General features: G+C 59.3%; 25 protein-coding genes, 1 pseudogene and 1 riboswitch. Of the genes and pseudogenes, 6 read left to right on the forward strand and 20 right to left on the reverse strand.

The genetic code is table 11. From position 1 onward, the window contains the following. Positions 1-10: 10 nt before the first annotated feature. On the reverse strand, positions 11-1,924 hold the full coding sequence (gene thiC, locus HGHM_RS00500; RefSeq protein WP_019139541.1) for a phosphomethylpyrimidine synthase ThiC: 1,914 nt from the start codon (positions 1,922-1,924) through the stop codon (positions 11-13). 51 nt (positions 1,925-1,975) lie between these two features. After that, positions 1,976-2,086: riboswitch (TPP riboswitch) on the reverse strand. A gap of 99 nt (positions 2,087-2,185) precedes the next feature. Here thiC and HGHM_RS00505 point away from each other — a divergent pair. Both HGHM_RS00505 and HGHM_RS00510 read left to right on the forward strand, forming a co-directional pair. After that, positions 2,186-4,996, forward strand: a complete 2,811-nt coding sequence (locus tag HGHM_RS00505; protein ID WP_019139542.1) for a valine--tRNA ligase — start codon at positions 2,186-2,188, stop codon at positions 4,994-4,996. A gap of 79 nt (positions 4,997-5,075) precedes the next feature. Continuing rightward, positions 5,076-5,516, forward strand: a complete 441-nt coding sequence (locus tag HGHM_RS00510) for a DUF2147 domain-containing protein (protein ID WP_019139543.1) — start codon at positions 5,076-5,078, stop codon at positions 5,514-5,516. 129 nt (positions 5,517-5,645) lie between these two features. On the opposite strand, the pseudogene HGHM_RS22525 reads toward HGHM_RS00510, so the two are convergent. The 4 genes and pseudogenes from HGHM_RS22525 to ruvA form a co-directional block, all read right to left on the reverse strand. Beyond that, positions 5,646-5,942: pseudogene (locus HGHM_RS22525) on the reverse strand (DMT family transporter); the annotation flags it as partial. Positions 5,943-5,996: 54 nt separating this feature from the next. Beyond that, positions 5,997-6,830 (reverse strand): 2-keto-4-pentenoate hydratase, encoded by an 834-nt coding sequence (locus HGHM_RS00515; RefSeq protein WP_019139544.1) that lies wholly within the window; start codon positions 6,828-6,830, stop codon positions 5,997-5,999. A 325-nt stretch (positions 6,831-7,155) separates the two neighbouring features. Further along, the gene (gene ruvB / locus HGHM_RS00525; RefSeq protein WP_019139546.1) at positions 7,156-8,214 is read right to left on the reverse strand and encodes a Holliday junction branch migration DNA helicase RuvB; all 1,059 of its coding nucleotides are present in this window, start codon (positions 8,212-8,214) and stop codon (positions 7,156-7,158) included. A gap of 34 nt (positions 8,215-8,248) precedes the next feature. Then, complete coding sequence (gene ruvA, locus HGHM_RS00530; RefSeq protein WP_019139547.1) at positions 8,249-8,827, reverse strand: Holliday junction branch migration protein RuvA; 579 nt, start codon at positions 8,825-8,827, stop codon at positions 8,249-8,251. 191 nt (positions 8,828-9,018) lie between these two features. On the opposite strand from ruvA, the gene HGHM_RS00535 reads away from it, so the two are divergent. Next, positions 9,019-9,480, forward strand: coding sequence for a hypothetical protein (locus HGHM_RS00535; RefSeq protein WP_019139548.1), 462 nt, complete (start codon positions 9,019-9,021; stop codon positions 9,478-9,480). A gap of 60 nt (positions 9,481-9,540) precedes the next feature. On the opposite strand, the gene ruvC is transcribed toward HGHM_RS00535, so the two are convergent. The 8 genes from ruvC to tyrS all read right to left on the reverse strand — a co-directional run bounded on the left by ruvC (position 9,541) and on the right by tyrS (position 16,325). After that, on the reverse strand, positions 9,541-10,083 hold the full coding sequence (ruvC, locus tag HGHM_RS00540; RefSeq protein ID WP_019139549.1) for a crossover junction endodeoxyribonuclease RuvC: 543 nt from the start codon (positions 10,081-10,083) through the stop codon (positions 9,541-9,543). A gap of 39 nt (positions 10,084-10,122) precedes the next feature. Continuing rightward, positions 10,123-11,688 (reverse strand): bifunctional phosphoribosylaminoimidazolecarboxamide formyltransferase/IMP cyclohydrolase, encoded by a 1,566-nt coding sequence (gene purH, locus HGHM_RS00545; RefSeq protein ID WP_019139550.1) that lies wholly within the window; start codon positions 11,686-11,688, stop codon positions 10,123-10,125. Positions 11,689-11,796: 108 nt separating this feature from the next. Next, positions 11,797-12,030 carry a Fis family transcriptional regulator gene (locus HGHM_RS00550; RefSeq protein ID WP_019139551.1) on the reverse strand — a complete coding sequence of 78 codons (234 nt, stop codon included), beginning with the start codon at positions 12,028-12,030 and terminating at the stop codon, positions 11,797-11,799. A 30-nt stretch (positions 12,031-12,060) separates the two neighbouring features. Then, positions 12,061-13,077 carry a tRNA dihydrouridine synthase DusB gene (dusB, locus tag HGHM_RS00555; RefSeq protein ID WP_019139552.1) on the reverse strand — a complete coding sequence of 339 codons (1,017 nt, stop codon included), beginning with the start codon at positions 13,075-13,077 and terminating at the stop codon, positions 12,061-12,063. 145 nt (positions 13,078-13,222) lie between these two features. Next, on the reverse strand, positions 13,223-13,873 hold the full coding sequence (locus HGHM_RS00560; protein WP_019139553.1) for a histidine phosphatase family protein: 651 nt from the start codon (positions 13,871-13,873) through the stop codon (positions 13,223-13,225). After that, complete coding sequence (locus HGHM_RS00565) at positions 13,870-14,532, reverse strand: YbhB/YbcL family Raf kinase inhibitor-like protein (protein WP_026075570.1); 663 nt, start codon at positions 14,530-14,532, stop codon at positions 13,870-13,872. Before HGHM_RS00565 ends, HGHM_RS00560 begins: the two co-directional genes overlap by 4 nt. 72 nt (positions 14,533-14,604) lie before the next feature. Then, on the reverse strand, positions 14,605-15,054 hold the full coding sequence (dtd, locus tag HGHM_RS00570) for a D-aminoacyl-tRNA deacylase (protein ID WP_019139555.1): 450 nt from the start codon (positions 15,052-15,054) through the stop codon (positions 14,605-14,607). Then, positions 15,054-16,325: a tyrosine--tRNA ligase gene (gene tyrS / locus HGHM_RS00575; RefSeq protein ID WP_026075571.1), complete on the reverse strand. Its 1,272-nt coding sequence runs from the start codon at positions 16,323-16,325 to the stop codon at positions 15,054-15,056. The genes dtd and tyrS overlap by 1 nt, the downstream gene beginning before the upstream one ends. A 290-nt stretch (positions 16,326-16,615) precedes the next feature. Between tyrS and HGHM_RS00580 the strand changes: the two genes are divergently transcribed. Both HGHM_RS00580 and HGHM_RS00585 read left to right on the forward strand, forming a co-directional pair. Further along, positions 16,616-17,974: a M23 family metallopeptidase gene (locus HGHM_RS00580; RefSeq protein ID WP_019139557.1), complete on the forward strand. Its 1,359-nt coding sequence runs from the start codon at positions 16,616-16,618 to the stop codon at positions 17,972-17,974. A gap of 65 nt (positions 17,975-18,039) precedes the next feature. Continuing rightward, positions 18,040-19,176: an anhydro-N-acetylmuramic acid kinase gene (locus tag HGHM_RS00585; protein WP_019139558.1), complete on the forward strand. Its 1,137-nt coding sequence runs from the start codon at positions 18,040-18,042 to the stop codon at positions 19,174-19,176. Between the two features lie 72 nt (positions 19,177-19,248). Here HGHM_RS00585 and erpA read toward each other — a convergent pair whose 3' ends face one another. From erpA to rplM, 6 genes are all read right to left on the reverse strand, one after another. After that, positions 19,249-19,599, reverse strand: coding sequence for an iron-sulfur cluster insertion protein ErpA (erpA, locus tag HGHM_RS00590; RefSeq protein WP_019139559.1), 351 nt, complete (start codon positions 19,597-19,599; stop codon positions 19,249-19,251). Positions 19,600-19,653: 54 nt separating this feature from the next. Next, entirely contained in the window at positions 19,654-20,043 is a 390-nt protein-coding gene (locus HGHM_RS00595; RefSeq protein WP_019139560.1) for a bactofilin family protein, read from the reverse strand. A 12-nt stretch (positions 20,044-20,055) separates the two neighbouring features. Continuing rightward, positions 20,056-20,799 (reverse strand): DUF6776 family protein, encoded by a 744-nt coding sequence (locus HGHM_RS00600; protein WP_407635401.1) that lies wholly within the window; start codon positions 20,797-20,799, stop codon positions 20,056-20,058. A 46-nt stretch (positions 20,800-20,845) separates the two neighbouring features. Further along, entirely contained in the window at positions 20,846-21,889 is a 1,044-nt protein-coding gene (gene argC, locus HGHM_RS00605; RefSeq protein WP_019139562.1) for an N-acetyl-gamma-glutamyl-phosphate reductase, read from the reverse strand. A gap of 175 nt (positions 21,890-22,064) precedes the next feature. After that, a complete protein-coding gene (gene rpsI / locus HGHM_RS00610; RefSeq protein WP_019139563.1) occupies positions 22,065-22,457 on the reverse strand; it encodes a 30S ribosomal protein S9 in 393 nt (130 codons plus the stop codon). Positions 22,458-22,466: 9 nt separating this feature from the next. Continuing rightward, a complete protein-coding gene (gene rplM / locus HGHM_RS00615; protein WP_019139564.1) occupies positions 22,467-22,895 on the reverse strand; it encodes a 50S ribosomal protein L13 in 429 nt (142 codons plus the stop codon). Between the two features lie 529 nt (positions 22,896-23,424). Between rplM and HGHM_RS00620 the strand changes: the two genes are divergently transcribed. Then, complete coding sequence (locus tag HGHM_RS00620) at positions 23,425-23,868, forward strand: OsmC family protein (RefSeq protein WP_019139565.1); 444 nt, start codon at positions 23,425-23,427, stop codon at positions 23,866-23,868. A gap of 189 nt (positions 23,869-24,057) precedes the next feature. On the opposite strand, the gene coq7 is transcribed toward HGHM_RS00620, so the two are convergent. Next, on the reverse strand, positions 24,058-24,681 hold the full coding sequence (gene coq7 / locus HGHM_RS00625; protein WP_019139566.1) for a 2-polyprenyl-3-methyl-6-methoxy-1,4-benzoquinone monooxygenase: 624 nt from the start codon (positions 24,679-24,681) through the stop codon (positions 24,058-24,060). Positions 24,682-24,688 lie beyond the last annotated feature (7 nt).

The following is a 24,688-nucleotide window of genomic DNA, read 5'->3' on the forward strand; positions in this document are numbered from 1 at the left end:
GCCATTTCGCCTACTGCTTGCGATAGATTTCCGCGCCGCTCTTGATGAACTCGACCGCCTTGACTTCCATGCCTTTCTTCAGCGCCTGTTCATCCGAAATACCCTGGCTGGCCGCATAGTCGCGCACATCCTGGGTGATCTTCATCGAGCAGAAATGCGGGCCGCACATCGAGCAGAAGTGCGCCACCTTGGCGGAATCCTTGGGCAGAGTCTCGTCGTGGAATTCGCGTGCCTTGTCCGGATCGAGGCCGAGGTTGAACTGGTCTTCCCAGCGGAATTCGAAGCGTGCTTTCGACAGCGCGTTGTCGCGGATCTGCGCGCCCGGATGGCCTTTCGCCAGATCGGCCGCGTGCGCCGCCAGCTTGTAGGTGATGATGCCTTCCTTCACATCGTCCTTGTTCGGCAGGCCGAGGTGTTCCTTCGGCGTGACGTAGCACAGCATGGCCGTGCCATACCAGCCGATCATTGCGGCACCGATGCCGGAGGTGATGTGGTCGTAGCCGGGCGCGATATCGGTAGTCAACGGGCCCAGCGTGTAGAACGGCGCTTCCTTGCACTGTTCGAGCTGGATGTCCATGTTTTCCTTGATCAGGTGCATCGGCACGTGGCCCGGGCCTTCGATCATCACCTGCACATCATGCTTCCAGGCGATCTGGGTCAGTTCACCCAGCGTCTTCAGCTCGCCGAGCTGGGCTTCGTCGTTGGCGTCGTAGATCGAGCCAGGACGCAGGCCGTCGCCGAGCGAGAACGACACGTCGTACGCCTTCATGATTTCGCAGATCTCTTCGAAATGCTCGTACAGGAAAGATTCCTTGTGATGCGCGAGACACCACTTTGCCATGATCGACCCCCCGCGCGAGACAATGCCGGTCATGCGCTTGGCGGTCAGTGGCACGTATTGCAGGCGCACCCCGGCATGGATGGTGAAGTAATCCACGCCCTGCTCCGCCTGCTCGATCAGCGTGTCGCGGAAGATTTCCCAGGTCAGGTCTTCCGCCTTGCCATTGACCTTTTCCAGCGCCTGGTAGATCGGCACGGTACCAATCGGCACCGGCGAATTGCGGATGATCCATTCGCGGGTTTCATGGATGTGCTTGCCGGTCGACAGGTCCATCACTGTGTCGCCACCCCAGCGGATTGCCCAAGTCATCTTTTCCACTTCCTCGCCGATCGAGGACGTGACAGCAGAGTTGCCGATATTGGCATTGATCTTCACCAGGAAATTGCGGCCGATGATCATCGGCTCGGATTCCGGGTGGTTGATGTTGGCGGGAATGATGGCGCGGCCGCGGGCAACTTCATCGCGCACGAATTCCGGCGTGATCTCCGCCGGAATCGAGGCGCCGAAACTCTGCCCCGGATGCTGGCGTCCCATCAAATCGGCCAGCTTCTGCCCCATCGGGCCGGACGCTTTCAGGTTTTCCAGGTATTCCTTACGCCGCATGTTTTCGCGGATCGCGATGTATTCCATTTCCGGGGTGATGATGCCCTGACGCGCGTAATGCATCTGCGACACGTTCTTGCCCGGCAGCGCGCGGCGCGGCTTGCGGTGCAGGTCGAAACGCAGCTCCGCCAGCTTCGGATCGTTCAGGCGTTCGATGCCGTACTTCGAGGTCGGTCCCGGCAATTCTTCGGTGTCGCCGCGCTCGGCAATCCATGCGGCGCGCAAGGCCGGCAGGCCGGAGCGGATGTCGATCTTCGCTTCCGGATCGGTGTAGGGGCCGGAGGTGTCGTAGACGTAGATTGGCGGATTCTTTTCGGCGCCGAAGGAGGCCGGCGTGTCGGCCTGGCTGATTTCGCGCATCGGCACACGAATGTCCGGGCGCGAGCCTTCGACATAGATCTTGCGCGAATTCGGCAGCGGCTGAATGGCGGCCTCATCCACCTTGGCGGTGGCGGCGAGGAATTGGGGATTGGCGCTCATGATGCTCCTTTGCTCAGACTAGAAACAGCGAAGGAGCGGCGGAAACAGGGAAAGGCCTTCCGATTGCTTCCCTTCGCTGGCATTACCCAGATCAGGTTTGAGGGTATTTCTCACCCGGCCCGCAAAATGCGTTTGTTCTGGCCAGGACCCCTAGCGTTTTGCCTCATAAAAACAGCATTGGCGAATTATACGCCTCGTTCCAAGGCAAGTCAGCGACCGCCTCCCTTATAATGTGAGGTTTCGCAAAACTTACGTCCAATCATGGAATTAGCCAAATCCTTCGAGCCCACCGACATTGAAAAGCACTGGCGCGTCGAATGGGAAAAACGCGGTTACTACACCGCTACTACCGATGCCGGCAAGCCTTCCTTCAGCATTCAGTTGCCGCCGCCCAATGTCACAGGCACCCTGCACATGGGGCATGCCTTCAACCAGACCATCATGGATGGCCTGACCCGCTATTACCGGATGCGCGGCTTCAATACCGCGTGGATCCCGGGCACCGACCATGCGGGCATTGCCACGCAAATCGTGGTCGAACGCCAGCTCGACGCGCAAAAGGTTTCGCGCCATGACCTCGGACGCGCAAAATTCCTGGAAAAAGTGTGGGAGTGGAAAGAGCATTCCGGCTCCACGATTACCGGCCAGATGCGCCGCCTCGGCGCTTCCACCGACTGGAGCCGCGAATACTTCACGATGGACGCGAAGATGTCCAAGGCGGTGACCGAAGTCTTCGTGCGCCTGTACGAGCAGGGTCTCATCTATCGCGGCAAGCGCCTGGTGAACTGGGACCCGAAACTCCTGACCGCGGTCTCCGACCTGGAAGTGGTGTCGGAAGAAGAAGACGGTTCCATGTGGCAGATCCGCTATCCGCTCGCCGACGGTAGCGGGCACATCACGGTAGCCACCACCCGCCCCGAGACCATGCTGGGTGACGTCGCGGTGGCGGTCGATCCGACCGACGAACGCTATACGCACCTGCACGGCAAGCTGCTGAAGCTGCCCCTGACCGGCCGCGAAATCCCGATCATCGCCGACGATTACGTGGACAAGGAATTCGGCACCGGCTGCGTGAAGATCACGCCGGCGCACGACTTCAACGACTATGCCGTCGGCCAGCGCCACCAGCTCCCCCAGATCAACATCTTCACGCTCGACGCCAAGATCAACGAGAACGGTCCCGAGAAATACCGCGGCCTGGACCGCTACGAAGCGCGCAAGCAGATCGTTGCCGACCTTGAAGCCCAAGGCTTGCTGGACTCGGTCAAGCCGCACAAGCTGATGGTGCCGCGCGGCGACCGCACCAGTGTGGTGATCGAGCCGATGCTGACCGACCAGTGGTTCGTCGCCATGAGCAAGCCGGCGCCGGCAGGCACGTACTTCCCGGGCAAGTCGATCGCCGAAGTCGCGCTGGAAAAGGTCGCGGATGGCTCGATCAAGTTCATCCCGGAAAACTGGACTACCACCTATAACCAGTGGCTCAACAATATCCAGGACTGGTGCATTTCCCGCCAGCTCTGGTGGGGTCACCAGATTCCGGCCTGGTATGACGACGAAGGCAAGATCTACGTCGCGCGCAACGAGGAAGATGCGAGGAAGCAGGCCGGCGGCAAGGCGCTGCGGCGCGAAAGCGATGTGCTCGACACCTGGTTCTCGTCGGCGCTGGTGCCCTTCTCTTCCCTCGGCTGGCCGGAAGAAACCCCGGACTACAAGCTGTTCCTGCCATCCTCGGTGCTGGTGACCGGCTTCGACATCATCTTCTTCTGGGTGGCGCGGATGGTAATGATGACCACCCACTTCACCGGCAAGGTGCCGTTCGAGAACGTGTACGTGCACGGCCTGGTGCGCGACGCCAGTGGCCAGAAGATGTCCAAGTCCAAGGGCAATACGCTTGACCCGATCGACCTGATCGACGGCATCGATGTGGAATCGCTGGTCGCGAAACGCACCACCGGCCTGATGAATCCAAAACAGGCAGAAAGCATCGCGAAGGCCACGCGCAAGGAGTTTCCGAATGGCATTCCGGCTTTCGGCACCGACGCCCTGCGCTTCACCATGGCGAGCTACGCCTCGCTCGGCCGCAACATCAACTTCGACCTGAACCGCTGCGAAGGCTATCGCAATTTCTGCAACAAGCTGTGGAACGCGACCCGCTTCGTGCTCATGAATACCGAAGGCAAGGATTGCGGTTTCGAGGGCGCCTCCTGCAAGGAAGGCGGCCGCGACTTTTCGCAGGCCGACCGCTGGATCGTGTCGCTTCTGCAGCACACCGAAGCCGAAGTCGAGAAAGGCTTTGCCGACTACCGCTTCGACAACATCGCCTCCGCCATCTACAAGTTCGTCTGGGATGAATACTGCGACTGGTATCTGGAGGTCGCGAAAGTGCAGATCCAGAACGGGACCGAAGCACAGCAGCGCGCCACCCGTCGCACCCTGCTGCGCGTGCTGGAAACCGTGCTGCGCCTGGCGCACCCGATAATTCCCTTCATCACCGAAGAACTGTGGCAGACCGTGGCGCCGCTGACCGGCCGTACCATGAATCCGGGCGATTCGATCATGTTGCAGCCGTATCCGGCCGAGAACCGCGAAAAGCTGGATGAACAGGCGGAAGCCTGGATGACGCAGCTGAAGGCGCTGACCGATGCCTGCCGCAACCTGCGCGGCGAGATGCAGCTCTCGCCCGCCCAGCGGGTGCCGCTGGTGATCGAATCCAGCGCGGACGACAGGCAGCAATTGCTATCCTTCGTGCCCTACCTGCAGGCGCTGGCCAAGCTGTCTGACATACAAGTGCTCGAAGCCCTGCCCGCCTCCCCTGCGCCGGTGTCAGTCGTCGGCGCGGCGAAGCTGATGCTGAAGGTGGAGATCGACCTGGCGGCAGAACGCGAACGCCTGTCGAAAGAACTCAGCCGCATCGAGGGAGAAATCGCGAAAGCCAATGCCAAGCTGAGCAACGACAGCTTCATCGCACGCGCGCCGGCCCAGGTGGTCGCCCAGGAGAAGGATAGGCTGGCCAATTTCATGACCACACAAGCCAAGCTGCGTGAGCAGTTTGAGAAACTGCAAAAGTCTTGATTCGCCCCCTTGATAGGTTCTGATTCCAGGTTTTGACATTCATATATATTGAGGAGGCGACATGCTTAAAAAAACAGCGATGGTCGTGGCTGCGGCCACGGCGATCATTTCCCTGGGCGCACACGCGCAGCAGGCTTCACCCGTCGGTCTGTGGAAAAACATCGATGACAAGACGGGCAAGCCGAAGGCCCTGATCCGCATTACCGAAAGCAATGGCGAATACAAGGGCAAGATCGAAAAGCTGTTCCGGGAACCGGGCGAAGACCCGAACCCGAAATGCGACCAGTGCCAGGATAGCCGGAAAGACCAGCCCATCATCGGCATGACGATCCTGACCGGCCTGAAACAGGACGGCGAGGAATTCACCGGCGGGCAAATCCTCGATCCGGCCAATGGCAAGGTCTACAAGAGCAAGATGGCCGTGGTCGATGGCGGCAAGAAGCTGGATGTGCGCGGCTATATCGGCATGCCGGCATTCGGACGAACCCAGACTTGGGTGCGCGCCGACCGGGCCGACTGACTTGGCCATGCAAAGCAAAAAGGCGCCTCGTACGGCGCCTTTTTTCATGGGCTTGCGGAGTCCGCGTAGCTGACACCCGGGTTTAATGCGTAGCTTCAGCCCGACGATTCCCAGGATGATCAGTCCGACGCAGATGAGGCGCAGCGCATTTGCCGGTTCATTGAACAGCACGATGCCGACCAGAGCGCCTCCGGCTGCGCCCATTCCGGTCCAGATGGCATAGGCTGTGCCGACAGGCAAAGTTTTCAGCGTCCAGCCGACCAGGCCAAAGCTCACGAAGGAAACACTCAGAGCCGCCACGGCATACTCCCGTCGGGCATAGCCTTCCGACTGCTTGAACAATACCAGCCAGACCACTTCCAGCAATCCTGCAAAGAACAAGACGATCCAGGCCAATTCTTCCTCCGTGGTGCCGCATGGGCGCATTGATCCATTCCAGCGCTTTCGCACCGTGCGCGAAAGCGCCGCAGGGAAGATGGCTTACACGAAGGAAATAGTCAATCCGGGCAGGAGCACGCCGGAACATGCGGACGCCCAGGTTTCGCCGGGCGCGATCGGACAGACATCGGTCCAGGTGCCGGTGGTGATGATTTCGCCGGCGGTCAGCGGCTTGAATTGCTCCGACTGCGATTTGAGCATCTGATGCAGATGCCATACGGCATGCACGGGGCTGCCGAGCACGTCGCTCCCGAAGCCGGCCGAACGCAGCTCGTCATTGCAGGACAGCGACAGGCTGGTGTTGGCCAGCAGCGCGGGCAGGTTCCTGCGCGTGGCGGACGAGAGCATCTTCGGTTCGCCGACGATCAGCGACCCATGCAAGCCGTAGGCGGCAATCGCATCGACCATCTCGAATTTCCAGTCGGGGAAAGGGCAGACGACGATTTCAAAGGCATGCGCCATCCATTCGATGCATTCGGCCATGTCCTCGACCGTTGCATCCGGCGGCGGCGTCTGCCCGAGCTTGAATACGACTTCCGGCCCGATGCGCGGCTGCAGCGCGCCGAGCAGGCTCTGGATGCCGCGGTTGTCCTCGGCAAACCGCACGGTGGAGTCGAACATCGGCGTCCAGACCGGATTCTGGATAGGCTCGGAAACCCCGTACTTCGACCAGATCTTGCGGTTGGTAAAGCCGATCTTGCGTCCGATCGGCACTTCCCCTTGCGCGATCCGCAAATCCAGCATGCTCTTGACGATGTCGTACCCGTCGGCGATCGACAACTCGGCGCTTGCCGACAAGGGCGCAATCAGTTTTGCATCCGCGCGCGCCTCCAGCAAGAGATGCGCGTAGCGGTTGGCTTGGGTGGACATGAGCATAGCGGGACCGGACCTGAAATGATGTGAATGCCGGCAACCGCATTCCCTGCAACCATGACGGATGCTGTAAAAAGTGGCACAACGGGAATGGCGGAGGCGCAGGCAAAAACGGAACACCTCTGCTAGAACCGAAGATTATGAGGGAAAATGTCCGGGTTTTAATAAAAATCTGCAATCCGCGTATTTTCCCGGATTCCCTCCAATCCCCTCTAAAGATCATGCCTGTCCATCAAAAGTTCGGCGTCTTCAAGCCAGACTTGGGAGCGGTGGCGCTGGCCTGATATCCGGGCAGGCCGGGTGTGGACAGCTCAGTGTGCACCCGCTGTCACGGCGCATCCCATAAATCGCCGCTGGAACCGGTGCGAGGTGCCGTGATGCCGAAGTGGGTATAGGCAGCCGCAGTGGCGATGCGGCCGCGCGGGGTGCGCTGCAGATAACCCTGCTGGATCAGGTAGGGTTCGAGCACGTCTTCGATGGTGTCGCGCTCTTCCCCGATGGCGGCAGCGAGGTTGTCCAGGCCCACCGGGCCTCCGTTGAACTTGAACAGCACGGCTTCGAGCAGCTTGCGGTCCATCACATCGAAGCCCACCGGGTCGACATCCAGCATCACCAGCGCTGCATCCGCCATCGCTTTCGTGATTTCGCCCGTGCCCTTGACTTCGGCATAGTCGCGCACGCGGCGCAGCAGGCGGTTGGCAATACGCGGCGTGCCGCGGCTGCGCCTGGCGATTTCGAAGGCGCCGTCGGGAACGATGGGGGCATTCAGCAGCGAAGCGCTGCGGGTAATGATTTTTGCCAGTTCTTCCGGCGTATAGAACTCCAGTCGCGCCACAATGCCGAAGCGGTCGCGCAGGGGATTGGTAAGCATGCCGGCACGGGTGGTGGCCCCGACCAGGGTGAACGGCTGCAGGTCCAGCCGCACCGAACGCGCCGCCGGGCCTTCACCGATCATGATATCGATCTGGTAATCCTCGAGCGCCGGATACAGGATTTCCTCCACCATCGGCGACAGCCGGTGGATTTCATCGATGAACAGCACATCGTTCGGCTCCAGGTTGGTGAGCAGCGCGGCCAGATCGCCGGCGCGCTCCAGCACCGGGCCGGAAGTCTGGCGCAGGTTCACCCCCATTTCGCGCGCAATGATGTGCGCGAGCGTGGTCTTGCCCAGGCCCGGCGGGCCGAACAGCAGGGTATGGTCGAGCGCTTCGCGCCGCTGGCGCGCAGCCTTGATGAAGATTTCAAGCTGGCTATGGATTTTTTCCTGCCCGACATATTCGTCGAGCTGTTTCGGCCGCAGCGCGCGTTCGATGGCTTCTTCATTCGGCGACACCGGGGTGGCGGCAATGATGCGCTGTTCGCTGAAGTTGTCGGTCTGGATACTCATGGTTCTGCTTCCTCAAGCGGGAATGTATTGCGCCTCACCCCTTCGACAGGGCTTTCAGCGCCAGCTTGATGCCTTCGGACACGCCGCTCCCGGCAGGCACCTGCTTCATCGCCAGCATCGCTTCCTTGTCGGAATAGCCGAGCGCGAGTAGCGCGTTCAGGATGTCGGAGGTCGTGTCATGCTGCTGCAATCCGCCCGCCGCGCCCAAGTCGGCGCCGAGCTTGCCCTTCAGTTCGAGCAGCAGGCGCTCGGCCGTTTTCTTGCCGATGCCCGGGATCCTGGTCAGCCGCCCCGCTTCCTGCAGGGTGATGGCCTGGGCCAGGTCCGCCACCGACATGCCGGACAGGATCGCCAGCGCAGTGCGCGCGCCTATGCCGGAAATCTTGATCAGCTGCTTGAAGACATCGCGTTCCCCGGCAGTGCCGAAGCCATACAGCAGGTGCGCATCCTCGCGCACGGCAAGATGGGTCAGGAGGACGACCTTTTCTCCGGTGCCGGGCAAGTTGTAGAAGGTGCTCATCGGCACATCGACTTCATAGCCGACACCACCGCAATCGACCAGCAACTGAGGGGGATTCTTTTCAAGCAGGATTCCGGAAAGGCGACCGATCATAGTGCGAAGACCTTAAAAACGCAGATGGCATCATACAGGACAACGAATAGGACAACGACTGGGGTGATGAGGCAGAAGCAAGTTGAACATTCCACAAGGCAAGCAAGCGCTGCTTTCGATTTGCCGCGCACCTGCCTCAGCCTTGACGCCGCATAAGGATTTTTCTCAGAGTGCCATGCTCTAATAGGCTCATGCGTACCCGGCAACGAAAACTCCTGAACAACAATTACATACGCTTTCCCTTATTCTGGATAGGCACCATCCTGGGAATCGTATGGGCATCGCCATTGACCGTGCTCGGTCTGCTGATGGCGTTGCCGGTTGTTCTGATTCGCGGCCAGATGCAACTAGTCCGGCATCCGACGATTGCGATCCTGGTACGCGGCCCGTTTGCCGATCAGTTGCTGAGCCGTCACCCCTTTGGCGCCATGACAGCCATGGCGCTCGGCCATGTCGTCATTGCCGAGCAACAGGGATTGTCCTCACGCGTGCTGATACATGAACTTGCACATGTACGCCAGGCGGCTCGCTGGGGCATTATCTTCCCCTTCGCCTACATCGCTTCCAGCGCCTGGGCGGGAATCCGCGGGCGCGATGCCTACTGGCACAACAAGTTTGAAATCGACGCCCGGGAAGCGGAAAAGCAGTTTTAACGCCCTGTCCGCGCGACGCCAGGTCGCACTTGCCTGAAGCTCAAGTCTGGCGCAACGGTCTCACCCGACCAGCCTCCCGCGCCGTACCCGCAACCCCTTCTTCGCCAGCGCCGGCGCCAGTCCGCCAAGAGTGTCCAATATCTCGCCGCCATGCGCGTGGCAAATCGCGACGCCGAGCGCGTCCGCCGCATCCGGCCCCGGGACACCCGGCAACAGCAGCAGGCGCTGCACCATGTCCTGCACCTGCTGCTTTTGCGCCTTGCCATGGCCAACGACCGCCTGCTTGATTTGCAGCGCCGTGTATTCGGCAACCATGAGGTCCGCATTGACCAGCGCGCAGATCGCGGCACCGCGCGCCTGGCCGAGCAGGAGCGTGGATTGCGGATTGACGTTGACGAACACCTTTTCGATCGCGGCACAGTCGGGTGCATAGGTGCGGATGATTTCCGACACGCCCGAAAGGATGACCTTCAGCCGCTGCGGCAGATCGGCATCCGGCGTCTTGATGGTGCCGGAAGCGATATAGGACAGCTTGTTGCCCTGCTTGTGGATTACGCCGAAGCCGGTGGTGCGCAAGCCGGGGTCGATGCCGAGAATTTTCATGCAGTCGCCCTTCCCGCTTGCAGGAAGGGCCCTTTACTATCAATGTCTGAAATGGCGCGTGCCTGTCAACAGCATCACCACGCCGCGCTCGTTGGCGGCGTCGATCACTTCCTGGTCGCGCATGGAGCCGCCGGGCTGGATCACGCAAGTCGCGCCCGCATCCACCACCACATCGAGACCGTCGCGGAACGGGAAGAAGGCATCGGATGCCACCGCCGAACCGGCCAGCGACAGCCCGGCATTCTGCGCCTTGATCGATGCGATGCGCGCGGAATCGACACGGCTCATCTGGCCGGCGCCGACGCCCAGCGTCATGCCATTGCCGCAGAATACGATCGCATTCGACTTGACGAACTTGGCCACGCGCCAGGCGAACATCAGGTCCTGCATCTGCTGCAGGGTCGGCTGCTTCTGGCTCACCACTTTCAGCTCGGCCGGCAGGACATTTTTTGCGTCCGGCGACTGCAGCAGCAGGCCGCCGCCGACGCGCTTGAAGTCATAAGCATTGACGTCGGCAGCCAGCGGGATTTCCAGCAGGCGCACGTTCTGCTTGGCTGCGAAGACGTCCCGCGCTTCCTGGGTGAACGACGGTGCGATCAGGACTTCGACGAATTGCTTGGCTACGGCTTCCGCCGCCTTGCCGTCCAGCGTGCGGTTGAAGGCGATGATGCCGCCGAAGGCGGAAGTCGGATCGGTCTTGAATGCCTTGCTGTAGGCGTCCAGCGGGTTGGTGCCGGTCGCCACGCCGCAGGGATTGGCATGCTTGATGATGACGCAGGCGCTTTCCTCGAAAGTCTTCACGCATTCCCAGGCAGCATCGGCATCGGCGATGTTGTTGTAGGACAGTTCCTTGCCCTGCAATTGGCGGTAATTGGCGAGTGCGCCTTCGACCGGCACCAGATCGCGGTAAAACGCCGCCGACTGGTGCGGGTTTTCGCCATAGCGCATGTCCTGCACCTTTTCGAAATGCAGATTCAGCGTCTGCGGATAGGCGCTGCGGGTCGCATGCTGGCGGTCTTCGCCGAGCGAGGTGAAGTAGTTGGTGATGGCGCCGTCGTATTGTGCGGTATGGGCAAAGACTTTCTTCGCCAGCGCGAACCGGGTCTCGTAGCTCACCTCGCCCTTGTTCGCTTCCATCTCGCCCAGCACGCGGGCGTAATCGGCCGGATCGCAGATCACCACCACATCCTTGTGGTTCTTCGCCGAGGAGCGCAGCATCGCCGGGCCGCCGATATCGATGTTCTCGATCGCATCTTCCAGCGTGCATTGTTCCTTGGCCACGGTCTGCTGGAAGGGATACAGGTTCACCACCACCATGTCGATGGTTGGAATGGCATGCTTTTGCAGCGCCGCCATATGCTCAGGAAAGTCGCGACGCGCAAGGATGCCGCCATGGACTTTCGGATGCAGCGTCTTCACGCGGCCGTCGAGCATTTCCGGAAATCCGGTGTAGTCGGCGACTTCGGTCACCTGCAGGCCGTTATCGGCCAGCAGTTTGGCGGTGCCGCCGGTGGAAAGCAGCTTGACGCCCATGGAAGAAAGCGCGCGTGCGAATTCGAGTACGCCGGCCTTGTCGGACACGGAGATGAGGGCTTGTCTGATCATGATGAGGATGCCGAAAGTAATGGATAACCTAAAGGCGCCGGTTGCAGTCTTCGCTGCTCCGACGCCCTTATGTTATCGATCACCGCTGTCGATCAGTATGTCTGTCGATCAAAGCAGGCCGTGCTGCTGCAGCTTCTTGCGCAGGGTATTGCGATTGATGCCCAGCATCTCTGCCGCCAGTGACTGATTGCCGCGGGCGCGCTCCATCACCGCTTCCAGTATCGGCTTCTCCACGGTAAACACCACCATTTCATAGACATTGGACGGCTGCTGCTCGCCCAAATCCTTGAAATATTTTTCAAGGCTTTTCTTGACGACGTCCTGAATGGTGTCTTTGCTCATGTCTGTGACAGATTTGTATTTTTGGGCAATTTACGCCGCCAACTTTTGGTCGACGTGACCGTATTGTAACCGCTCGCCGTACGGCAACAATGACTCAAAATAGGTATCCACTGCAGCCAACTGCTCTTCGCAGTCTTCAATCCGGTTCATGCGCTGACGGAAGCTTTCGCCGCCCGGCAGGTCCTGCACATACCAGCCGATATGCTTGCGCGCCGTGCGCACGCCCAAGTACTCGCCATAGAAGGCATAGTGGGCGCGCAAATGCTCATCCATCAGGCGGCGCGCCTCGGCTACCGTGGGTGGTGTCAGGTGCTGGCCGGTGCGCAGGAAATGCTCGATTTCCCGGAAAATCCAGGGCCTCCCCTGGGCTGCACGGCCGATCATCACCGCGTCTGCGCCGGTATGGGCGAGCACAAACTGCGCCTTTTCCGGGGTGGTGATGTCACCGTTGGCGACGACCGGTATCGACACTGCCGCCTTGACCGCCGCAATCGTGTCGTATTCGGCTTCGCCGCGATAGCCGTCGGCGCGGGTGCGTCCATGCAGCGTCAGCATCGCGATGCCGCCGGCCTGCGCCATTTTCGCAATCGTCAATGCATTCTTGTTCAGCCGGTCCCAGCCGGTGCGGAATTTCAGGGTCACCGGAACGTCCACTGCGCCCACCACGGCATCGATGATGTCGCCGACCAGCTTTTCGTTTTGCAGCAGGGCCGAACCGCACCAGCTGTTGCAGACTTTCTTGACCGGACAACCCATGTTGATGTCGATGATCTGCGCACCGCGGTCCACGTTGAAGCGCGCGCAATCGGCGAGCATCGCAGGGTCGGCGCCCGCAATCTGTACCGCCTTCGGTTCCATCTCGCCGTCATGGTTGGTGCGACGGGCGGTTTTTTCGCTGGCCCACAGGCGCGGATTGGAAGCCGCCATTTCGGACACCGCGTATCCTGCTCCCAACTGCTTGCACAATTGCCGGAATGGCCGGTCGGTCACCCCTGCCATCGGGGCGACGAACACATTGTTCCGCAAGGAATAGGGACCCAGTTTCACGGCGTGATTGCTGCAAGGGAAAAAGCTGCTATTTTATCGCGATCACGCTTCCATCAGAAGGCCCGGGAAGACGCGGCCTCGGAGAAATTGCTGTGCCTGGCGTGCTGCCAACATGTTTCCAGGGCCATGCTGGAGGCATCCCTGCTTATTTGTCGACTTCGTCCAGCACTTTCGCTTCCGCTGCGAGGTGCGCGATATCACCCCAGTGCATCAACTGCAACGCGGCACCGTTCCAGCTCAGCCGGTTGATGCTGGCATTGAAGATGTCGAAGTCCCGCGCCCGCTCGAAGCCCATGCCCCTCGCTGCCCGATAGGCGCAATCCAGTACGCCGCCATGGGCGACGATGGCGATTTTCCGGTAGCCGTCCCGACTTGCCAGTCGGGCAATCGCACTGACGGCACGTTGCGAAAACTCGCGCAGGGATTCCGCCAAATTCTGCCCCGGCGGAAAACGCGCATCGGGATCGCGTGCCTTCCACGCCAGGTAGGCTTCCGGATAGCGCTCGCCGATTTCCTCATAGGTCAGCCCTTCGAATCCGCCATAGCAACGCTCGCGCAGGCCCGGATCGATCTGCACCGTCATCCCGCGCGGCGCGGCGATGGCCTCGGCAGTCTGCCGGGCGCGCTGCAAGTCGCTGGAAAAAATTGCGTCCAGCGGTTCATCCAGAAGCGACCGGCCGAGTGCCGCAGCCTGGCGCCGGCCTTCGGCATTGAGCGGAATGTCGAGATGGCCCTGCAGACGCTTTTCAGCATTCCAGTCGGTTTCGCCATGGCGGATCAGCAGGATTTCCGTCACGCTGCCCCCGGCTTTCCGTATCCGCGCGCGACAACGGCAGGATTGAGCGAATACAGGCCGGTGATCTTGGCTTCGCCCAGGATGTGTCCGCGGATCGCATCGCGCACCTGCTGGCCGGTAAATTTGCCCTCCACCGGCATGCGCTCGATATCCAGCGCATACAGCGTGAATACATAGTGGTGAACGATGGAATCGTTCCACGGCGGGCACGGGCCGTCATAGCCGAAATAGTCGCCCGCCATGTCCTTGTCGCCGGCGAACCAGCCAGTGTAGTCATTCAAGCCATGGCGCTCGCCGCTGCCGCTGCTGATGTCCGGCCCCGGCTTGCCGCGCGGCGTGACTTGGTTGCTGTACTGGCCGGCGGCGATTTCGGACACGCTGGGCTTTAGGTCCACCAGTACCCAGTGGAAGAAATCCACGCGCGGCAGGTCGGCCGGCACTTCGCGGCCTTCCTTGTTCACGTCGTCGCCGCGCGAAGGCACGTCATAGTCGTGACAGATCAAGGCCAACGACTTGGTGCCGGCAGGAAGCCCGCTCCAGGCCAGGTGCGGATTCTTGTTGGCGGACAGTGCGACATGCGAAGCCGGATCGCTTACGCAAAACGCGAATTCACCGGGAATGGTCTCGCCATCCTTGAATGAGTTGCTACGAAGCTCCATCATCATCTCCTTGGTATTGATGTTCGCAGATTGTGATGTCAAAAAAACAGTGATGTTCAGACAAATCGCAAGTCAGTCCCGGGGCCGCATCTGCAGCCAGAACGTGACCGGCCCATCATTGGTCAGCCAGACTTTCATGTCTGCACCGAACTCGCCGGTCTGAACGATGGAATGCCGCTCTTGCGCCCTAGATACGAAATAGTCGAACAGCCTGCGACCGTCTTCGGGCGCGGCCGCCGGGGTAAACGATGGGCGCGTGCCGGATTGGGTATCAGCCGCCAGCGTGAATTGCGGCACCAGCAGCAATCCGCCAGCCACGTCCGTCAGGCTGCGGTTCATCTTGCCGGCCTCATCGGAAAACACGCGGTAGGCAAGCAGCTTGCTCAGCAGCGCATCCGCTTCCTTCTCCGTATCCTTGCGTTCGGCACAGAGCAGGACCAGCAGGCCGGCACCGATGGCGCCGACGGTCCTGCCCTCGACCGCGACGTTCGCCTGCGTCACCCGCTGCAAGAGGGCAATCATTACAGGAGCGTGACGCGCGCAAACTTGCGCTTGCCGACCTGCAGGACGAAGGTGCCGGCATTGACCTTCAGGCCCTTGTCGCTCACCGGCGCGCCATCGATGCGCACGCCGCCCTGCTCCACCATGCGCAGCGCTTCCGACGTCGACGGGCACAGGTTCGCCTGCTTGAGCAATTGGCCGATGCCGAGCGGCGCGCCTGACAAGGTGACTTCCGGAATATCGTCCGGAATGCCGCCGCGCGCGCGATTGTTGAAGTCCGCCAGCGCTTCTTCCGCCGCCTGTGCCGTATGGAAGCGCGCGACGATCTCCTGCGCCAGCAGAACCTTGATGTCGCGCGGATTGCGTCCGGCGTCGACTTCTTTTCTCAATTGTGTAATTTCTGCCAATGAGCGGAACGAGAGAAGATCGTAATAGCGCCACATCATCTCGTCGGAAATGCTCATCAGCTTGCCGAACATGGTGTTGGGCGGCTCGGTGATGCCGACGTAATTGCCCTTGGACTTCGACATCTTTTCGACGCCGTCCAGACCCTCGAGCAGAGGCATGGTCAGGATGCATTGCGGCTCCTGCCCGTAATCCTTCTGCAGTTCGCGCCCCACCAGCAGGTTGAATTTCTGATCGGTGCCGCCGAGCTCCAGGTCCGACTGCAGGGCCACCGAATCGTAACCCTGCATCAGCGGGTACAGCAGCTCGTGCACTGAAATCGGCGTGCCTGCCTTGAAGCGCTTCGTGAAGTCTTCCCGTTCCAGGATGCGCGCCACCGTGTACTTCGCCGCCAGCTGGATCATGCCGCGTGCGCCGAGCGGATCGCACCATTCGGAGTTGTAGCGGATTTCCGTCTTGGATGGGTCGAGCACCAGGCTCGCCTGCGTGAAGTAGGTCTTCGCGTTTTCCTCGATCTGTTCGCGCGTCAGCGGCGGGCGCGTGACATTGCGGCCGGAAGGATCGCCAATCATGGAAGTGAAGTCGCCGATCAGGAAAATCACTTGATGGCCCAGATTTTGCAGTTGGCGCATTTTGTTGAGCACCACTGTATGTCCGAGGTGCAGATCGGGCGCGGTCGGATCCAGGCCGAGCTTGATCCGCAAGGGCTTGCCGGTCTTTTCGGAACGCGCCAGCTTTTGTGCGAATTCGGATTCGATGAGCAATTCATCGATGCCGCGCTTGGCAATGGTCAGCGCTTCCTGGACGGCATCGGACAAGGGAAGAAGGGAGGTTGACGTAGCAGATTGAGTGGCATTGCCATTTTGCAATTGCTGGGAAGTGTCCATTTGATGACGAAAATTAAGAGACGGCTGTAAAAGGTGAATAGGATGTGTTGGTATAATCGCTGCTCATTTTTTTCTTGCGATGCTGCAACAGATTGCAACAGTGGCAGCAAAGGAGAAATTTCAGGGGCTATGATGACACCGCGCGGCACCTTGTCCAGGCGCATTCCGCTGATGGCGCAGCAGGTGGTGCATTGAGCCCGCCTTGCGCGCATGCCGGACCAGCTGCTTGATGTCGCGTATCGAATTCCGTCATCGGCCCTTCGACGAAACAGCAAATTTTAACTGATTGCATGCTCTCCAAAGATAAAATCCTTAACGCAGGCTCCAGTGTCCGGCTACTGTTCGGAGCATCGCGCAAGGCGCGGATCATCTCCGCGTCCGCATTGTTCCTTGCCGCCTGCGCTTTCGGTGCTGCCGGCGTCGCGCCGATGCCGCCCGACCCGTCCGACCTGCCGGTAAAGTCCATCACGGAAGAAATCGCCCTCCCCAGCCTGTCAGAACAGATCGCAAGCCTGCAGACGAAAGAGCAATTGTACTTGCGGGAAGAAACCGTCCGCGCCGGCGATACGCTGGGCACCCTGCTCAACCGTCTCGGCGTGGACGATCCTGCCGCTGCCGCCTTCATCAAGTCTGACCGCACTGCCTACGCCATCCTGCAACTCAGGACCGGCAAGCGGGTGCAGGCACAGATCGACGGCGACGGCCGGCTGAAGCGCCTGACTGCGACCGTTGGCGACGGCGGCAACGCCCTCAAAAACCTGGTGATCTCCCGCCAAGGCGAGCGCTTCACCGCGAGCGAAGCGACTGCGACCATCGAGCGGCGCATCGAAATGCATTCCGGCGAAATCAGGTCTTCCCTGTTTGCCGCCACCGATGCGGCCCAGATCCCGGACAATGTCGCCAGCCAGATCGTCGACATGTTCTCGACCAATATCGACTTCGCCTCCGACCTGCGCCGCGGCGACCGCTTCAACGTCGTGTACGAGACCTTTTGGCAAAACGGCAATTTCATCCGTGCCGGCCGCGTGCTGGCGGGCGAATTCATCAATGCCGGCCGCACCTACCAGTCGGTATGGTTCGAGGAAGCCGGCAAGCAAGGCGGCTATTACACTTTCGACGGCAAATCCCTGAAGAAAGCCTTCCTGAAATCCCCCCTCGAATTTTCCCGGATTTCCTCCGGCTTTTCGATGCGCGTGCATCCGATTTCCGGCCAGTGGAAGCGTCACAAGGGCATTGATTTCGCAGCACCGACCGGCACCGCGATCCGCGCAGCCGGCGAAGGCACGGTCGATTTCGTCGGCCGGCAGAACGGCTATGGCAATGTGGTGATCATCAAGCACTGGAATAACTATTCGACCACCTACGCGCACATGAGCCGCTTCGCTAAGGGCATAAGAAAGGGCATGAAAGTCGCACAGGGCGATGTGATCGGTTATGTCGGCGCGACAGGCTGGGCTACCGGCCCACATCTGCACTATGAATTCCGCGTCAACAACGAGCCGCGCGATCCGATGTCGATCCAGGTTCCGAACGTCCAGCCGCTTGCAGGCGCGGAACTCCAGCGCTTTCACAACGTGGCAGCCGATATCAAGCATCGTTTCGCGTTGCTGAATGCGCGGGACGAGGGCACTAAGCTGGCTTCCAAGTAGTAGCCGCAAAACCTGCCGGAGCCGTTCAGGAGCTGTAAAATCAGCCTCTCCTGAACGGTTTTTTTATGCCCGATACCCAATCCCTTCTTTTCATCGGCCTCATGTCCGGAACCAGCCTTGATGGCGTCGATGGCGTGCTTGCTTCCTTTCCCATGGACGGCAGTGCCGATGCCATTTCGACCTTGTCGGCTGCATATGTGCCCTTTCCTGCCGCACTGCGTAGCGACCTGATGGCCCTGCAGGCGGCTGGCGAGAATGAAATCCACCGCGAAGCATTGGCTGCCAATGCGCTGGTGCGACACTATGCCGATTGCGTGCGGCATTTGCTGGAGCAAGCGAAGCTCGGCCCGGAAGCGGTATGCGCGATCGGCGCGCATGGCCAGACGATTCGCCACCGTCCCGAACTCGGTTATACCAGGCAAACCAATAATCCGGCGCTGCTGGCCGAACTGATCGGCATCGATGTGGTGGCCGATTTGCGCAGTCGCGATATTGCCGCCCAAGGCCAAGGCGCGCCTCTGGTCCCGGCTTTCCATCACGCGATTTTCGGCAAGCCCGGCGAAACGCGCGTCGTGGCAAATATCGGAGGCATCGGCAATATCAGCGTATTGCATGCGGACGGGTCGGTGATCGGCTTCGATACCGGCCCGGGCAATGTGTTGATGGATGCCTGGATCCTGCAGCAGCAAGGCAAGGCTTATGATGAAAACGGCGCGTGGGCGGCAAGCGGCAAGCCTTTTGTGCCGCTTCTGGACGCCTTGCGAGATGAACACTTCTTCGCGCTCCCGGCACCGAAAAGCACTGGCCGAGACTTGTTCCGTCCGGCATGGCTGGCGGAGAAGCTTGCATCGTTTCCAGATCTTGCAGCCGCGGATGTGCAGGCGAGCCTGGCCGCATTGACTGCCTCGACTCTCGCTGATGCCATTACCAACTATGCGCCAGAGGCAAAGGCTGTCTATGTCTGCGGCGGCGGTGCCTACAATGCCTGCCTGATGCGGATGATCGGGCAAGAACTTCACGCGCGCGGCCATGGTGCAGGCGTGGAAACGACGGCCAGCCTTGGCGTGCCGCCCAATCATGTGGAAGCCCTGGCCTTTGCCTGGCTCGCATACCGCTTCACGTGCCGCCAGCCTGGCAATCTGCCAGCGGTCACAGGCGCCAAGGGCCTGCGGATTCTTGGCGCGCTTTATCCGGCAAACTGAGTGATGCACAAAAATGACGCACAAAAACAAAAAGGACGCCGCAGCGTCCTTCTTGTTTAAGCCTGATCCGGATCAAACCGAGAATGAGGAACCGCAGCCGCAAGTTGTCGTTGCGTTCGGATTCTTGATGACGAACTGCGCACCTTCCAGGTCATCCTTGTAATCGATCTCCGCGCCGACCAGATATTGGTAGCTCATTGAGTCGATCAGCAACTGCACGCCGTTCTTGGTCATCGTCGTATCGTCTTCATTGGCGATTTCATCGAAAGTGAAGCCGTACTGGAAACCGGAGCAACCGCCGCCCTGCACGAACACGCGCAGTTTCAGGTCGGGATTGCCTTCCTCCTCGATCAGCTGGGCAACCTTGGCTGCTGCGCTATCGGTAAAAACGATCGGATCAGGCATTTCGGTGACGGCATTCATTTCAAACTCCTGTGGGCAAACATCGATACCCGGATTATAGACTCTTGAGGATTTTCACGTATTGGACATGGCCAGCTTCAGCATTGGCTCGCCGACTTGTTCATGCGTCAATTTTCCGCAAACCAAGGCACCGCCATGCATTTCGAGTGCCTTGTAATGCACATCTCCAGTTATGCGGGCTTTCGGCTGCAATTCAAGCAGTTCGGACGAAAAAACCGGCCCAACGATCTCGCCGTTGACGACCAGATGCGCCACGCGCACTTCGCCTTCGACCTTTGCCTGCTCTGAAATCACCAGCATGCTGTCCTGATCGCTTTCCGCGATGACGTTCCCCTTGACATGCCCGTCTATGCGCAGGCCGCCCTTGAAATTCAAATTGCCTTCGATCGTGGTCGATATGCCGATCAGACTATCGATGGTGCTTTTTGCTTTGCGGCCTAACATGATGCCTCCCCTTTACAAATTGGCAGATTGCTGCGCCCGTATTTGACCTTTTTCAATTACGCGCGCCTGGACTGTCTTGATCGACGCGCCTTCCGGTAGATTTAACACACCTTCGACGCGTTGGTAATGTTTAAAAGCAAGCTTGAACTTATCTGAGTCCGTGGAGTTTCCTTCCGGAAAAGTCATCATGGTAGTCTTGCCGCCTTGCTCAGTCGACATGGCAAGTTGCAGATTTCCGACAAACTCTGGCTTGTTTCTGCCTCCCTGCATGATCAGCAGGCGATAGCGCAACTGGCCTGGCGCGATGAGATCGACCTTCAGGCGGCGGATTGCAACGCCTTGCACGCCTGTTGCATTCGGCAGCAGGCTTTCGAAGAAGGCCAAGTCTTCTTTCAGTCTGGCATTTTCGCTTTCCAGCGACCTAACCTGGTTGGCCAGTTGCTGTTTGGTCGAGCGCTCGATATTCAGCTGGCTTTCAGCCGCATTCACCGTCGTGGAATACTGATCACGCTCGGCGCTGAGCTTTTCGATCCGCTCCTGATATTCAACGAGGCGCTCCTTGATACCCGCAGAGGTCACGCCCGCCAAGCCGCGGCCCAGATCGTAGGTCCACATCGCGATGGCGCCGGCCAGGCCAAGCACGACAGCGAGATACAGAATGCGCAAGGGCCAAGGCAGTTGCGTTTTTATGGTCATCCTTGGCGAAGAAATCGAAAGGTGTCGCAACCATAATTTAAGCTTCAAAGAATTCAACACTGCCTGCCCTCGAACATTCTGCTTCTTTTACCGTCGATGCCTAGCCTTACGGCAGGACCGGGACCTGCTTCAATCCTGCCGTTTCATCCAGCCCGAACATGATGTTCATGCACTGCACCCCTTGGCCGGCAGCGCCCTTGACCAGATTGTCTTCCACCACCAGGATCACCAGCAGGTCGCCGCCTTCCGGGCGGTGTACTGCGATACGCAGCTTGTTGGATGCGCGCACCGAACGGGTTTCCGGATGGCTGCCGGGAGGCATGACATCGACGAAGGGTTCATTCCGGAAATGCTGTTCATACAATGCCTGGAAGTCGGTGTTGCGCGCTTCCGGCAAAATCGTCGCATAGAGTGTGGAATGGATGCCGCGAATCATGGGCACGAGATGCGGTACGAAAGTCAGGCCGATCTTGCGGCCCGCGATCGCCTGCAATCCCTGGGTCGTTTCCGGCAGATGCCGATGCCCCTTCACGCCATAGGCCTTGAAGTTGTCGGAGGCTTCTGCCAGAAGAGTGTGCACTTCTGCTTTGCGCCCTGCGCCGGAAACGCCGGACTTGCAATCCGCGATCAGGGCAGACTCGTTGACCAGAGCCTTGCCTTGCGCAAGCAATGGGGCAAAACCCAGTTGCATCGACGTCGGATAACATCCGGGCAAACCGATCAGGCGCGCATTCCGAATAGCTTCGCGGTTGACTTCCGGCAGTCCATACACCGCCTCGTCCAGCAAATCGGGGCAGGAATGCGGCATGCCATACCATTTTTCAAATACCGCAGTGTCCTTGATGCGAAAGTCGGCAGCCAGGTCGATCACCTTCACACCTGCCGCCAGCAATTCGCGGGCCTGCGCCATCGCCACGCCATGGGGCGTCGCAAAAAAGACGACGTCGCACTCTGTCAACTTTGCCTTTTCCGGAGTAGAAAACGCAAGCGACACATAGCCGCGCAGCGACGGGAACATATCCGCGACCGGCATGCCGTCTTCCTTGCGCGATGTAATCGCTGTCAATTGCACTTGCGGATGTGCGGCGAGCAGGCGCAGCAATTCCACACCTGTATATCCCGTGCCACCAACGATACCAACCTTGATCATTTCTATTCCTTGCTGAAAGCGCCGCCAGCGAATTTTTATTGTAACAGCGGGTGTTTGAATCGCCGCCACTTCCCAATCGGCAAACAACGGCGCAAATGAAAGAAAATGTAATTCGCCAAAAGCAAAAAGCCGCCAGGCACGAACCTGACGGCTTTCGCGGAACCCCGGAAGCGGATTAACGCTTGGAGAACTGCTTGGCGCGGCGTGCCTTGCGCAGGCCGACCTTCTTACGCTCGACTTCACGTGCATCGCGAGTCACGAAGCCGGCTTTTGCCAGTTCCGATTTCAGCGTTGCATCATAATCGATCAATGCACGGGTGATGCCATGGCGTACTGCGCCTGCCTGGCCGGATTCACCGCCGCCATGCACGTTCACCATGATGTCGAAGCGATCGACGTTGTTGGTCAGCTCCAGCGGCTGACGGATTACCATCAGGCCGGTTTCACGCGAAAAATACTCGCCGGCCGGCTTGCCGTTGACCACGATCTGGCCGGTGCCGGATTTGATGAATACGCGAGCCACTGCACTCTTGCGACGGCCGGTTCCGTAATTGTAGTTACCGATCATGTCAATTCCTTAGATGTCGAGCGGCTTGGGTTGCTGAGCAGCGTGCGGATGGGTACCTTCCGCATACACCTTCAGTTTCTTGATCATCGCATAGCCGAGAGGACCTTTGGGCAGCATGCCCTTGACCGCCTTCTCGAGCGCACGACCCGGAAAACGCTGCTGCATTTTCTCGAAATTCGTTTCGTAGATACCGCCTGGGTAACCGGAGTGACGGTAGTACTTCTTGTTCAAGTTCTTGGTGCCGGTCACGCGCAGCTTGCCTGCGTTGATGACGACAATGAAATCGCCCGTGTCGACGTGCGGAGTAAATTCCGGTTTGTGCTTGCCGCGCAGTCGGAGTGCCACTTCGCTGGCGACACGCCCGAGGACCTTGTCCGTCGCGTCAATCACGAACCAGTCACGCTTGACCTCATGGGCTTTCGCGGAAAAGGTTTTCATGATGACTTCCTGAATAAAAAATGACTCGCTCAAACTGGCGGTTCCGCCGCCTCTTCGCCGAGGGCGCCGCGCGCGGACTCATCCTTGTTATCTTTTCCTGAGCGAACGGAAAGCCTGAAATTATAGTCTTTTCAAAGACTTGGCGTCAAACTCTTATGCACCAAAAGGGCAAAAAAAACCCGAAGTGCGTAAACTTCGGGTCAAAATCCACACCATTGGAGGGTGGAGGAGACAATGGTTCGACTGAAACTTTCCAAACTTGCTTTAACAGTCGGCAATAAAGTCTAGGCCGATTTATTGTGCGGCGCAAGAAATCATGTCTCCTTTTTCCTACAATTCTCGCAATTTTTGTCGATCAAAGGGTCTTTAGATTCAAAGGCATAGGCAGGTTTTTTCATCCTTTTTCCCGCCGGGACGGCCTGGCATTTGCCACTGCGCTGGCGCCCCAGATATTCCGCCACTTAGCAGCCTCCTGGCCTCGGAGCAGCTAAAATCATCTCTATTTTTAATTCAAGACACGAGAGATACAATGGAATGCACAGTGCGCTGGACCGGCTTATCCGGCATGACTTTTTTGGCTGAAACTGGCTCCGGACATTTGGTCGCCATGGATGGCGCCCCAGAAGGCGGCGGACGCAACCTTGCGCCGCGCCCTATGGAAGTGGTGCTTGCTGGCACAGGAGGCTGCACCGCCTATGACGTGGTACTTATCCTGCGCAAAAGCGGGCAGGATATCCGTGGCTGTGAAGTCTCACTCAAATCAGAGCGAGCGGAAAAAGATCCCAAGGTGTTCACCAAGATCCACTTCCACTTCACTGTACGGGGCCGCAATCTGAAACCGAATTTGGTTGAACGTGCAATCAAGCTGTCGCATGAAAAATATTGCTCCGCCTCGATCATGCTCGAAAAAACCGCTGAATTGACGCATTCCTTTGAAATCGTCGATGACCTAGCGGAAACCACGAGCACCTAGCCGACCTGATCGCAGTTCGCGCCGCCGTCAGGAAGAAAGGCATAGCAGGTCCAGCACAGACAGCATCTTTGGCCGCGGGACTGCAATTGATTACAGCGGGCCTGCGCCCCCCACGGAAAGCGATTCCTCGCACAGGAGGATCAACCGGTTCGCGCCTTCTCGGGCAGAACGAGCCGGGGAACGCTTCTTTTACAAGTAATACGCGGTGGTCGTCATCACTTTTGCCATGGCCTGCATTGCCTTGCGCGCTAGGAACGGCACTTCAACTGCCCCCTTGGATTTCGCAGCCGCCCCGTGGGCAATTTCGTCCGCACGCATCTGCTCGACAATAGCCCGCGATTTTCCATCCTGAAGAGGCAATTTCTTCAGATGACTGTTGAGATGCGCCTCAACCTGGCGCTCCGTCTCGACCACAAACCCCAGGCTCCGGGGATCGCCCAGACGTGCAGCAACCGCACCCAAGGCATAGGCTCCGGCATACCAAAATGGATTCAGGATGCTTGGCCGCGAACCGAGCTCACGCAAACGTTCCGCCGTCCAGGCCAGATGGTCCTCCTCCTCCCGCCCGGCCTGCGCAAACTGCTGCTTCAGCGCATCGTTTTGCGTAAATCGTCCCTGTGAATCATACAAAGCCTGCGCACAAACCTCCCCTACATGATTTACCCGCATCAGACCGGCGCTATGGCGACGCTCCGCCTCGCTGAGCCCCTCATCCAGAGCCTTTGCCCCCGGATTCGAACGGCCCGCCGAAACAACGCCGCCAATCACACGCAGCACCTTGTCAAAGCCAATAATGAAATCATCCGCTCTCATAGATCTC

Origin of the sequence: Noviherbaspirillum massiliense JC206 (assembly GCF_000312045.1) — a bacterium.
In the GTDB taxonomy this organism is placed as follows: Bacteria; Pseudomonadota; Gammaproteobacteria; order Burkholderiales; family Burkholderiaceae_D; genus Noviherbaspirillum; species Noviherbaspirillum massiliense.

Excerpts from the sequence above, each read along its gene's own strand:
- thiC (WP_019139541.1), bottom strand. The coding sequence starts at position 1,924 with ATGAGCGCCAATCCCCAATTCCTCGCCGCCACCGCCAAGGTGGATGAG.
- HGHM_RS00505 (WP_019139542.1), top strand. The coding sequence starts at position 2,186 with ATGGAATTAGCCAAATCCTTCGAGCCCACCGACATTGAAAAGCACTGG.
- HGHM_RS00510 (WP_019139543.1), top strand. The coding sequence starts at position 5,076 with ATGGTCGTGGCTGCGGCCACGGCGATCATTTCCCTGGGCGCACACGCG.
- HGHM_RS00515 (WP_019139544.1), bottom strand. The coding sequence starts at position 6,830 with ATGCTCATGTCCACCCAAGCCAACCGCTACGCGCATCTCTTGCTGGAG.
- ruvB (WP_019139546.1), bottom strand. The coding sequence starts at position 8,214 with ATGAGTATCCAGACCGACAACTTCAGCGAACAGCGCATCATTGCCGCC.
- ruvA (WP_019139547.1), bottom strand. The coding sequence starts at position 8,827 with ATGATCGGTCGCCTTTCCGGAATCCTGCTTGAAAAGAATCCCCCTCAG.
- HGHM_RS00535 (WP_019139548.1), top strand. The coding sequence starts at position 9,019 with ATGCGTACCCGGCAACGAAAACTCCTGAACAACAATTACATACGCTTT.
- ruvC (WP_019139549.1), bottom strand. The coding sequence starts at position 10,083 with ATGAAAATTCTCGGCATCGACCCCGGCTTGCGCACCACCGGCTTCGGC.
- purH (WP_019139550.1), bottom strand. The coding sequence starts at position 11,688 with ATGATCAGACAAGCCCTCATCTCCGTGTCCGACAAGGCCGGCGTACTC.
- HGHM_RS00550 (WP_019139551.1), bottom strand. The coding sequence starts at position 12,030 with ATGAGCAAAGACACCATTCAGGACGTCGTCAAGAAAAGCCTTGAAAAA.
- HGHM_RS00565 (WP_026075570.1), bottom strand. The coding sequence starts at position 14,532 with ATGGAGCTTCGTAGCAACTCATTCAAGGATGGCGAGACCATTCCCGGT.
- dtd (WP_019139555.1), bottom strand. The coding sequence starts at position 15,054 with ATGATTGCCCTCTTGCAGCGGGTGACGCAGGCGAACGTCGCGGTCGAG.
- tyrS (WP_026075571.1), bottom strand. The coding sequence starts at position 16,325 with ATGGACACTTCCCAGCAATTGCAAAATGGCAATGCCACTCAATCTGCT.
- HGHM_RS00580 (WP_019139557.1), top strand. The coding sequence starts at position 16,616 with ATGCTCTCCAAAGATAAAATCCTTAACGCAGGCTCCAGTGTCCGGCTA.
- HGHM_RS00585 (WP_019139558.1), top strand. The coding sequence starts at position 18,040 with ATGCCCGATACCCAATCCCTTCTTTTCATCGGCCTCATGTCCGGAACC.
- erpA (WP_019139559.1), bottom strand. The coding sequence starts at position 19,599 with ATGAATGCCGTCACCGAAATGCCTGATCCGATCGTTTTTACCGATAGC.
- HGHM_RS00595 (WP_019139560.1), bottom strand. The coding sequence starts at position 20,043 with ATGTTAGGCCGCAAAGCAAAAAGCACCATCGATAGTCTGATCGGCATA.
- argC (WP_019139562.1), bottom strand. The coding sequence starts at position 21,889 with ATGATCAAGGTTGGTATCGTTGGTGGCACGGGATATACAGGTGTGGAA.
- rpsI (WP_019139563.1), bottom strand. The coding sequence starts at position 22,457 with ATGATCGGTAACTACAATTACGGAACCGGCCGTCGCAAGAGTGCAGTG.
- rplM (WP_019139564.1), bottom strand. The coding sequence starts at position 22,895 with ATGAAAACCTTTTCCGCGAAAGCCCATGAGGTCAAGCGTGACTGGTTC.
- HGHM_RS00620 (WP_019139565.1), top strand. The coding sequence starts at position 23,425 with ATGGAATGCACAGTGCGCTGGACCGGCTTATCCGGCATGACTTTTTTG.
- coq7 (WP_019139566.1), bottom strand. The coding sequence starts at position 24,681 with ATGAGAGCGGATGATTTCATTATTGGCTTTGACAAGGTGCTGCGTGTG.